The sequence below is a fragment of the Caballeronia sp. genome (genome assembly GCF_049581465.1).
GTDB lineage: Bacteria > Pseudomonadota > Gammaproteobacteria > Burkholderiales > Burkholderiaceae > Caballeronia.
Genome location: NZ_JBAUSA010001171.1, coordinates 1 through 8,587 on the forward strand (window position 1 = coordinate 1; position 8,587 = coordinate 8,587).

At 60.2% G+C, this 8,587-nt stretch carries 10 protein-coding genes; 8 read left to right on the forward strand and 2 right to left on the reverse strand.

The window, feature by feature from the left end; translation table 11 throughout:
• Positions 1 to 1,593 (forward strand): pyrrolo-quinoline quinone (locus WCA53_RS28650; protein WP_423918989.1); only part of this gene is annotated, 1,593 nt, incomplete at its 5' end.
• A 46-nt stretch (positions 1,594 to 1,639) separates the two neighbouring features.
• Here WCA53_RS28650 and nhaR read toward each other — a convergent pair.
• Both nhaR and WCA53_RS28660 read right to left on the reverse strand, forming a co-directional pair.
• Positions 1,640 to 2,554: a transcriptional activator NhaR gene (gene nhaR, locus WCA53_RS28655; protein WP_423918992.1), complete on the reverse strand. Its 915-nt coding sequence runs from the start codon at positions 2,552 to 2,554 to the stop codon at positions 1,640 to 1,642.
• An 85-nt stretch (positions 2,555 to 2,639) separates the two neighbouring features.
• Positions 2,640 to 2,786, reverse strand: coding sequence for a DUF3563 family protein (locus WCA53_RS28660; protein WP_423918996.1), 147 nt, complete (start codon positions 2,784 to 2,786; stop codon positions 2,640 to 2,642).
• A 282-nt stretch (positions 2,787 to 3,068) separates the two neighbouring features.
• Here WCA53_RS28660 and WCA53_RS28665 point away from each other — a divergent pair, with 282 nt between their 5' ends.
• From WCA53_RS28665 to WCA53_RS28695, 7 genes are all read left to right on the forward strand, one after another.
• Complete coding sequence (locus WCA53_RS28665) at positions 3,069 to 3,440, forward strand: hypothetical protein (protein WP_423919001.1); 372 nt, start codon at positions 3,069 to 3,071, stop codon at positions 3,438 to 3,440.
• A gap of 34 nt (positions 3,441 to 3,474) precedes the next feature.
• On the forward strand, positions 3,475 to 4,773 hold the full coding sequence (locus WCA53_RS28670) for a hypothetical protein (RefSeq protein WP_423919004.1): 1,299 nt from the start codon (positions 3,475 to 3,477) through the stop codon (positions 4,771 to 4,773).
• 503 nt (positions 4,774 to 5,276) lie between these two features.
• On the forward strand, positions 5,277 to 5,570 hold the full coding sequence (locus WCA53_RS28675; RefSeq protein ID WP_423919007.1) for a GYD domain-containing protein: 294 nt from the start codon (positions 5,277 to 5,279) through the stop codon (positions 5,568 to 5,570).
• Positions 5,571 to 5,622: 52 nt separating this feature from the next.
• Positions 5,623 to 5,826 (forward strand): hypothetical protein, encoded by a 204-nt coding sequence (locus WCA53_RS28680; protein WP_423919010.1) that lies wholly within the window; start codon positions 5,623 to 5,625, stop codon positions 5,824 to 5,826.
• Positions 5,827 to 5,911: 85 nt separating this feature from the next.
• The gene (glnA, locus tag WCA53_RS28685) at positions 5,912 to 7,438 is read left to right on the forward strand and encodes a type I glutamate--ammonia ligase (RefSeq protein ID WP_423919013.1); all 1,527 of its coding nucleotides are present in this window, start codon (positions 5,912 to 5,914) and stop codon (positions 7,436 to 7,438) included.
• A gap of 59 nt (positions 7,439 to 7,497) precedes the next feature.
• The gene (locus tag WCA53_RS28690) at positions 7,498 to 8,073 is read left to right on the forward strand and encodes an Hsp20/alpha crystallin family protein (protein WP_423919018.1); all 576 of its coding nucleotides are present in this window, start codon (positions 7,498 to 7,500) and stop codon (positions 8,071 to 8,073) included.
• Positions 8,074 to 8,303: 230 nt separating this feature from the next.
• Positions 8,304 to 8,587: twin-arginine translocation signal domain-containing protein (locus WCA53_RS28695; protein ID WP_423919023.1), on the forward strand; the 284-nt coding region annotated here is incomplete at its 3' end.

Sequence of the window (8,587 nt, forward strand, 5' to 3'; positions counted from 1 at the left end):
CCCGGGACGACCACTACACCGGGCACGACCCCGTCCACGCCGGGTGGAACGACTACGGGCTCGACACCGCCTGTTGTGCGGGCCTACGCGACCGACGTGCTAATGCACCACAACGACCTGGCACGAACAGGTCAGATGCTCGCGGAAACGACGCTCACGCTGGCCAATGTCAACTCGACCACGTTTGGCAAGCTGCGCGTCCTGCCAGCCGACGGCAAGGTCGACGGGCAGCCGCTCTTCGTGACGAATCTGACGATGGGCACGGCCGTGCATAACGTCGTCTATGTTGTCACGGAGCACGACAGCGTCTACGCGTACGACGCAGACAGCGGTGCGGCATTGTGGCAAAAATCGCTGGCGGGTCCGGGCGAAACTTCTAGCGCCGACCCCGGCTGCACGGACCTCACGCCGGAGATCGGTATCACGTCGACGCCGGTCATCGACCGCTCGCGCGGCCCGAATGGCGTGCTGTACGCTGTGGCCATGACGAAGGATGCCGGCGGGAACGTCCATCACCGGTTGCACGCGATCGATCTTGCGACAGGAGCCGAACTGTTCGGCGGACCGACCGAAATCGCCGCAACCTATCCGGGCAACGGCGCGGAAGGCGCCAATGGCCTCCTTACGTTCACGCCCGCCCTGCACACCGTGCGCGCCGCGCTGACGCTGGTCAACGGCAACATCTACATGGGCTGGACCGCGCACTGCATGTCCGGACCCTACGTCGGCTGGCTGATGACCTACAGCGCAGAGACGTTAAAGCAAACCGGCGTGCTCCCTGTCACCCCGAACGGTAGCCAGGGATCGATCTGGATGGCCGGATCGGGCATGGCGTCGGACGGAACATCGATCTATTTTATCGACGGCAACGGTACGTTCGACACGACGCTCAACGCCCAGGGGTTTCCAGCCGACGGCGATTTGGGCGACGCCTTCATCAAGCTCTCGGCCACCCCGACGCCGGTCGCAACCGACTACTTTGCCATGTTCGACGTCGTGGCCCAAGCCGCGGCGGATAACGATTTCGGCTCCGGCGGAGCTATGCTGCTGCCTGACCAGACCACGTCGTCCGGCATGGTCAAGCATCTGGCTGTCGGAGCGGGCAAGGACAACAATATCTATGTGGTCGATCGCGACAACATGGGCAAGTTCAATCCGGTGACCAACAACATCTGGCAGGAGGTGACCGGCGCGCTGGCCGGCGGTATCTGGGGTTCGCCGGCGTATTTCAATGGTGTCGTCTACTACGGCGGCCAGACCGATACGCTCAAGGCGCTGCCTCTCACCAACGCCCTGCTCGCCACCACGGCGTCGTCGCACAGCCCGACCGCGTTTCCGTATCCCGGCGCGACACCGGCCATCTCGGCCAACGGAACGAGCAACGCCATCGTGTGGGCGGCGGAAAACGGCACGGTCGGCGCGCTTCACGCCTACGATGCCGCCAATCTCGCGCACGAGTTGTACAACAGCAATCAGGCCGGCCCGCGGGACCAGTTCGGCGCGGGCAACAAGTTCATCACGCCAATGATCGCGGCGGGCAAGGTGTACGTCGGCGCGACGAATGGCGTGGCGGTGTTCGGCTTGCTGCATTGACCTGGATGCGGGCGGGCAGGGGAGCCGATGCCGATACAACAGGCCGTCAATTCACAGGTTGTCCTGAACATTCGAATTGCTCGGCCCGGGCGGCATCGGCGATGCGATTGACAGACGGATGGCTGCTCTGTCTCTCGATCGATATAGCGTAGAACTCTTCAAAAACGTCCGCGATGTGTCCTATGGGCCGAACGGCCTGTTCTTGCAGCAATCGCGTCTCAAGCATGGCCGGAGCGGCGAAAACGCCTTTACCCTCGCGACCGAATGCCATCATCAACGCCCAGTCGTCGAATTCCCCGACAATGCGCGGGCGAACCCCTGTCCGGCTTATCCAGTCGTCGAGCTTGCGTCTTAGCGCGCTGCCGTTAGCCGGCATGAGCATGGGCATGCCGTCGAGGCATTCGGGAAACGATGTCTTGCGGTTTGCGTACAAGCAGGCTGCGCCGAAAATCGCGAGGCTGGATCGGCCGAGCGAGTGACTGACGGCTTGCATGGTTGCGTCGGCCGGCAATGGAGCGTCGGACAAGACCAGATCGAGCCGGTGAATGGCCAGGTCGGCAAGCAGTGCCGGAAGGCCGCCCTCGCGGCAGACAATCCGGATTGCCGCGCCATCGGTAATAGCCGGTTCAAGAAAGCGATAGGCGATGGACTTCGGGATCGAGTCAGCGATACCCACCTTGAAGACGGCTGTCGCATGCGTTCCTGCTCGTTGCTTGAGCGCACCTTCGAGCTGCGAACCCAGCAGGAATATCTCTTCGGCGTATCCAGCCGCGACCCGTCCTGCGTCGGTCAACTGAACGTTCCTCCCGTTTCGCTCGAGCAACTGGCATCCCAGTCGTTCTTCCAGCAGCTTGATCTGGCCGCTCAATGTTTGCGGCGTCACGTGCAAGCGCTGTCCTGCGCGAATGACGCCCCCTGTCCGGGCGATCATCCAGAAATAATAGAGATGTTTGAAGTTCATACGGTTTTGAAGGTCATCCGGTTGATATGCACGTGGACTCGTCGGTAGCGGCGCCCGCAAGGGCTCCGCTCCTACCTGGTGTGATCTAGTTGGGATAGCCGTTCTTCTCCAGCGAGCGCATACGCCGCTCGAGTTCAGCGAGGTCTGAGGACGATGCAAGATAGTCAGTACGACGGCGCTGTTCCGCCCTATCAAACGAGCTACCCAGTTTTTCAAGGAGGTAAGAAAACATGATGTTCTCCGGTAAATCGTGAGTGTGATGAGGCGGTCCTGAATGGACGCCGCCGCCACCTCGACGGGCACTGTTGGCAGAAGCTGGGCTCGTCGATGAGTGCATCGTAGAGAAAGAAAATTATCCGAAAATGAGGACCCAAAGAGGGGCATGAAAGGGTGACGGTCCTGGGCGCCGTTTCGTGCGAACCGAACAAACGGATAAGAAAATTCGAATAGTCGAGCCGACGACTGCGCTTTAGATTGACTCCTGGAAGCCCACACATCTAACCAGGAGGTTCTTGTGGAAATCAGCATCCAGACATCTGGCCTTCATCTTTACGGCACCAAGATGGAGAACTTTCGCGAGCATGTACGCCTGCGTATCGAGGAGACATTCCTTCGCGTCAGGCGGCGGGTCACGCACGTGTCAGTTCATTTCGAAGACGTCAACGGACCGCGCGGCGGTTACGACAAGCGCTGCGTGCTCAAGGTGAGCGTAGGCGGCGCGACGGCCACACTCGTGCAGGGGCGCGATCGCAATTTGTTCGCGCTGATTAACCGCGTGTCGGAATGCGCCGCAGACGCTACGTTGAAGTGTGCAAAGCGGCGTGTCGATATCGCGAGGCGCAGAAAGACGACCGACATGTCGGCGGACAATTCGCCCACTTCCTGAATCCGCATCATCAACTATCGAAGAGACAATCCAGATGAAGACCCATTCCAATCAATGTGTGGTGATCGTAGATGGCTACTCGACGGGCCGAGAACTCGTGCGTGAACTGTCCAGCAGAGGCGTGACGTGCCTGCATCTTCGGTCCACGGTAGAGATCCCCTCGCTAGTGGCAAAGTGCTTCGATGCAGGCGCCTATGACAAAGACCTCGGCTACCTGGGGCCTGTCAGCGAAGCAGCGGCGGCGCTGGCGGTTGTACAACCCGACGCCGTAGTGGCTGGCTCTGAATGGGGTGTCACATTTGCAGAGTTTGTCGCCCAGGATTTAGGGCTGCCGACGAATCGCATCGAGACCATCAGCGCCCGGCGCAACAAGTTCGACATGATCAAGGCGGTTCGGGCACACGGCCTGCACGTTGCCGATCAGGCATCGGTCGGTTCGCCACACGAGGCGCACCTGTGGGCTACGCTGCACGGAACGTGGCCGGTCGTCGTCAAGCCGATGCTGAGCGCTAACTCGGACGGCGTTGTCATCTGCCACGATCATGCTGACATAGACCACGCATTCGCCCAGGCGCTTTATCGGGAAAATCTTCTCGGCTGCTTCAACGACCGCCTCGTGATCCAGTCCTATCTTGCGGGACCGCAGTTTATCGTGAACACAGTCAGTCGCGGCGGCAGGCACTGCGTGACCGACGCATGGCACGTCGCCTATCGGGCGGTACCGGGCGGGTCCATCGCGGCCGAATCGATGACGCTTCTCGATCCATCGCTTGCCCTGAGCCGGGTGCTATTCGACTACACGCTCGAAGCACTCTCCGCGCTAGGTTTTGAAAGCGGCGCGGCGCACAGCGAACTCAGGATGACGCGGCAGGGACCAGCCCTGATTGAAACGGGCGCGTGTCTGATGGGCGGCGCGATGGACCAAAATTCGTATCGCGCAGCGGGGTTGCGAACACAGGCAAGCCGCTACGCAGATGTCCTGACTATGGGCGTCGACGAAAACGACAGCGCGAACGGCAGCCGCGGCTACGCGTTCAAACGACAGCTTGCAAAGGTGTTCTTCGTATTCAGCATGGCAGGCGAAGTCCGTGGCACCAACGGACTGTCGAAACTGACGATGTTGCCTTCGTTTCATGCCCACTACCGTGCCCTCGGAAAAGGGGCGCGCGTGTGGCGAACGTCTGACTCGCTTTTTTGCGGCGGCGTGGTGTACCTCGTGCACGAAAACCGGGAACAGATCCATGCGGATATCCGGCAGTTCCGTGAATGGGAAGCAGCCGGTGAGCTCTACGCGGTGGCGGCGGCCACGAGCGAAGAAAGCCTGATGTCGTGATCCCGGGGACCAAGGGTGCACCTCATTCTGGGCTCATTCTCGATCGCTACGATGCAGTTCATCGAAGGGGTTACGCTTCACGCCCCTGAGCGATAAGGCGACGCTTAATGCGTGCATCCACTTTTGTGTTCTCTAACTTTATAGGTCCTATGATGAAAAACAATCTGATCTCCTTTTCGAAAGCGACCGGGACTTTTGTCGCAACGGGCGCATGCTTTGTCCTAGCGTTATATCTCGGGTCGTTGGTGACAATTTTTGCGCGTTAGGGCGGCACTTTTTCCAGCGGTGGCCATCTATTGAGAACTCGCGAGGCCACGCTTACGGCCCGAGGGGATCCACGTGTGCCGCCAGCCAGAATGGCCGCAAAACGCTCGGATGTGCGCGATTGCATTGTCTAGAATCAAGTTACGCGTAAAACGGTTTCGACCACGCAAATGGAGTGGCGCTCGTGGATCGCTAGCGCGTCCGGGTCTCGACACGTTTTAATCGTAAGGAGAATCGTCATGGCGACTTACGTGGTTCTCGCACAATTTACGGATCAAGGGATTCGCACCATTAAAAACAGCCCGCAACGGGCCGAGCAGGTCGCGGAAATAGCCAAGGGCTTTGGCTGTGACATGCGAGAGATCTACTGGACTTTGGGTCACTACGACATTGTCGCAATCGTCGACGCACCGGACGAGCAAAGCTTTACCGCACTCGGCCTGGCGCTCGGTTCCGCTGGCAATGTCCGCACGCAGACGCTGCGTGCTTTCACCAAGAGCGAATTCGGCGCGATTGTCGGCAGGCTAGCGTAGAGCGCGCACACGAACCGTTCTTCTTACGCGGTCTTTTCCTGAGGAGGTCACGATGAAAGCAGACGACAAGGGCGATGTGCGCGCTTTTGTGCAAGCGGTCGAGCAGGCCGGTGAATATGTCTGGGTAATCACGCTGGTCGACTTTGGGGCCAGGGAGGTGAAACGTGCGCTCGTGTCGGACGTGACGTATGCAACACGCGCCGCGGCTAAAGACGCGGGCGACGCCCATCTGGCCGCGCTGGCGGATGACCGCTAGCATCCCCTGGGACCTGCCTCGCGTGGGTCGCCGCGCGAACTAATTAATGTTGGACGTTAGGCCCGGGCCGGAGGAGGAATCATCCATGGCCGCCAGTACTCAAGGAACTCAAAAAACTCAAGATGTCTCCGGATCGCCTTTCGAGGTGTCCGTCGAAGCGGGTAGCTACCGCGTCGCGCGACCTGCAGGCGCGAGCGATGTGATCGACCTGATACAGAAACACAATATCCAGATCGTCGATCTGAAGTTCACCGATTTGCCCGGACTCTGGCAGCACTTCTCGATCACGCTTCCTGAAGTTCACGCAGACCTGTTCAGCGCCGGGATTGGTTTTGACGGCTCGTCGATCCGGGGCTTTCAGGAGATCCACGAGTCCGACATGCTGTTGAGACCGGATCCGTCGACTGCGTTCGTCGATCCGGTTTTCGGCACACCGACACTGTCGATCATCTGCGACGTGGTCGATCCAGTGCTACACCAGCCGTATTCCCGCGATCCGCGCTACGTCGCAAAAAAAGCGGAGGACTATCTGCGCCAGACGGGCGTTGCGACGACCTGTTATTTCGGTCCCGAGCTTGAGTTCTTTGTCTTCGACTCAATTCGCTTCGGACAGGACCAGCATTGCGGCTACTACTACGTTGAATCAGCCGAGGGCGACTGGAACAGCGGTCGCGACGAAGGCGCGTACGGCGGCGGTAATCTTGGCTACAAGCCGCGCTACAAGGAGGGCTATTTCCCGGTGCCGCCGCATGACACGCTCCAGGAGATCCGCTCGGAGATCGCGTTGACGCTGTTGCAGGCGGGCGTGCAGGTCGAGGTGCATCACCACGAGGTGGCGACCGCCGGTCAGAACGAGATCGACATGCGTTTCGCGACACTGACGCGCATGGCCGACAACGTCATGATCTATAAGTACATCTGCAAGAACGTCGCGCGCCGGCATGGCAAGGTTGCGACCTTCATGCCGAAGCCGCTGTTTGCCGACAATGCGAGCGGCATGCATTGTCACCAGAGCTTGTGGAACGACGACCACAATCTCTTTTACGACGTGCATGGCTGGGCACTGACGTCCGAGACCTGCCGCTGGTACATCGGCGGATTGCTGCAGCACGCGCCCGCGCTGATGGCCTTCTGCGCGCCGACGACGAATTCGTACAAGCGCCTGGTGCCGGGGTACGAGGCGCCTGTGAATCTGGCGATGTCGCAGCGCAACCGTTCGGCCGCGGCGCGCATCCCGATGTATTCGGATTCACCTAATGCGCGGCGCGTCGAGTTCCGGTGTCCCGATCCATCGGCCAATGCTTACCTTGCTTTCGCGGCCATGCTCATGGCCGGCCTCGACGGCATCGAGAACAAGACCGATCCGGGCGATCCGCTCGACCGCAACATCTACGACCTGCCGCCCGAAGAAGCGATGAATATACGGCAGGTGCCGGGGTCGCTGGAGGCCGCGCTCGCGGCGCTCGAAGCCGATAACGCGTTCTTGCGCAAAGGCGATGTATTCACCGACGACGTCATCCAGACATGGATCGAGTACAAGCGCAAACGCGAGATCGACCCGATCAAACTTCGTCCGCATCCGTGGGAGTTTTATCTATATTTCGATACTTAAAACAAGGGTCGAGCGCTTGCTTCGAGCCAAGGATCTGCTGTGTCGAAAAGGAGGCCGCGATGAACCCTGATCTGAAAAAATGGAACGCGTTCAAGTTCGCGCGAAAGACCGGCAAGACCGACGACGGGCCGGATGCGAACGAAACGTCTGGCGCATCGCCGTTCAGGCTTTGGCCCCCGGAATGGCCGGATGTCTCACGCCTGTTTTCCGGTGATCCGTGGCGCGTGATGGGCGAGTTTTTCCACGATCCGTTCGCAAACGTCGGCACGCCTGAGCGGTGGTTCGGAGACTTCAGTCCGTCACGGTTCCAGCCCCGCATCGATGTCGTCGACGATGGCGAAGCGTTGCGCATCACAGCCGAGCTGCCCGGGATGGATCGCACGGACGTGCAGACATCGATCGAAGGGGGCGCACTGGTGCTCCGCGGTCAGAAGAAGCAGGACATCCGCAGCGAGGAAAACGGCTGTTTCCGGCTGGAACGCGCGTACGGGGCATTCATGCGTACGATCCCGCTCCCCGAGGACGTCGACGTTGAGCGTGTCGATGCGAAATTCGACCAGGGCGTCCTGACCCTGCGCCTGCCGAAGACCGGATCATCGGAGTCTCCCTTCGTCCGGCACATCGAAATCAAGTAAGGCATGGGCATGCTTGCGGCGCCGGCAAGCAGTCGCGCCGCAAGCGCGCGGTCGCGTAGTTAGCTGACCTTCCCTTAAAGCCACTCCACACACGGATGGCAGTTCGTCATGAACCTGTCATCGAAATAAATTGCGGCACGCGATACCATCGAGAGCCATTACTCGCCGCGGGGGACGTCGCGCGGCCGACGAATGCAGCAAGTGAACCTCTCTGTGGAAAAGGAAATGACATGAAGAAGCAACCACCCGTTTCACACACGAAGCAGCCTGACGCAACTCAAGACGAGCAACCCCGGCAACCCACGCTGAATACGAGCCGGCGCACCTTCCTTGGCGGGCTTGCCGCGGTTGCTGTGGGCGGGGGGCTCGGCGGGTGTGCGGCGCCCGACAAGCTCGCGGGCGGCCGGACCGGGAATTCGGCGAGCCCCGATCTCGACCAGGCGTTGCACGACCATGTGAAGACCATCGTTGTTCTCTTTTCGGAGAACCGTAGTTTCAACAATCTGTTTGGCGA

Coding starts and splice junctions, on each gene's coding strand:
- nhaR (WP_423918992.1), bottom strand. CDS start 2,554: ATGAACTTCAAACATCTCTATTATTTCTGGATGATCGCCCGGACAGGG.
- WCA53_RS28660 (WP_423918996.1), bottom strand. CDS start 2,786: ATGTTTTCTTACCTCCTTGAAAAACTGGGTAGCTCGTTTGATAGGGCG.
- WCA53_RS28670 (WP_423919004.1), top strand. CDS start 3,475: ATGAAGACCCATTCCAATCAATGTGTGGTGATCGTAGATGGCTACTCG.
- WCA53_RS28675 (WP_423919007.1), top strand. CDS start 5,277: ATGGCGACTTACGTGGTTCTCGCACAATTTACGGATCAAGGGATTCGC.
- WCA53_RS28680 (WP_423919010.1), top strand. CDS start 5,623: ATGAAAGCAGACGACAAGGGCGATGTGCGCGCTTTTGTGCAAGCGGTC.
- glnA (WP_423919013.1), top strand. CDS start 5,912: ATGGCCGCCAGTACTCAAGGAACTCAAAAAACTCAAGATGTCTCCGGA.
- WCA53_RS28690 (WP_423919018.1), top strand. CDS start 7,498: ATGAACCCTGATCTGAAAAAATGGAACGCGTTCAAGTTCGCGCGAAAG.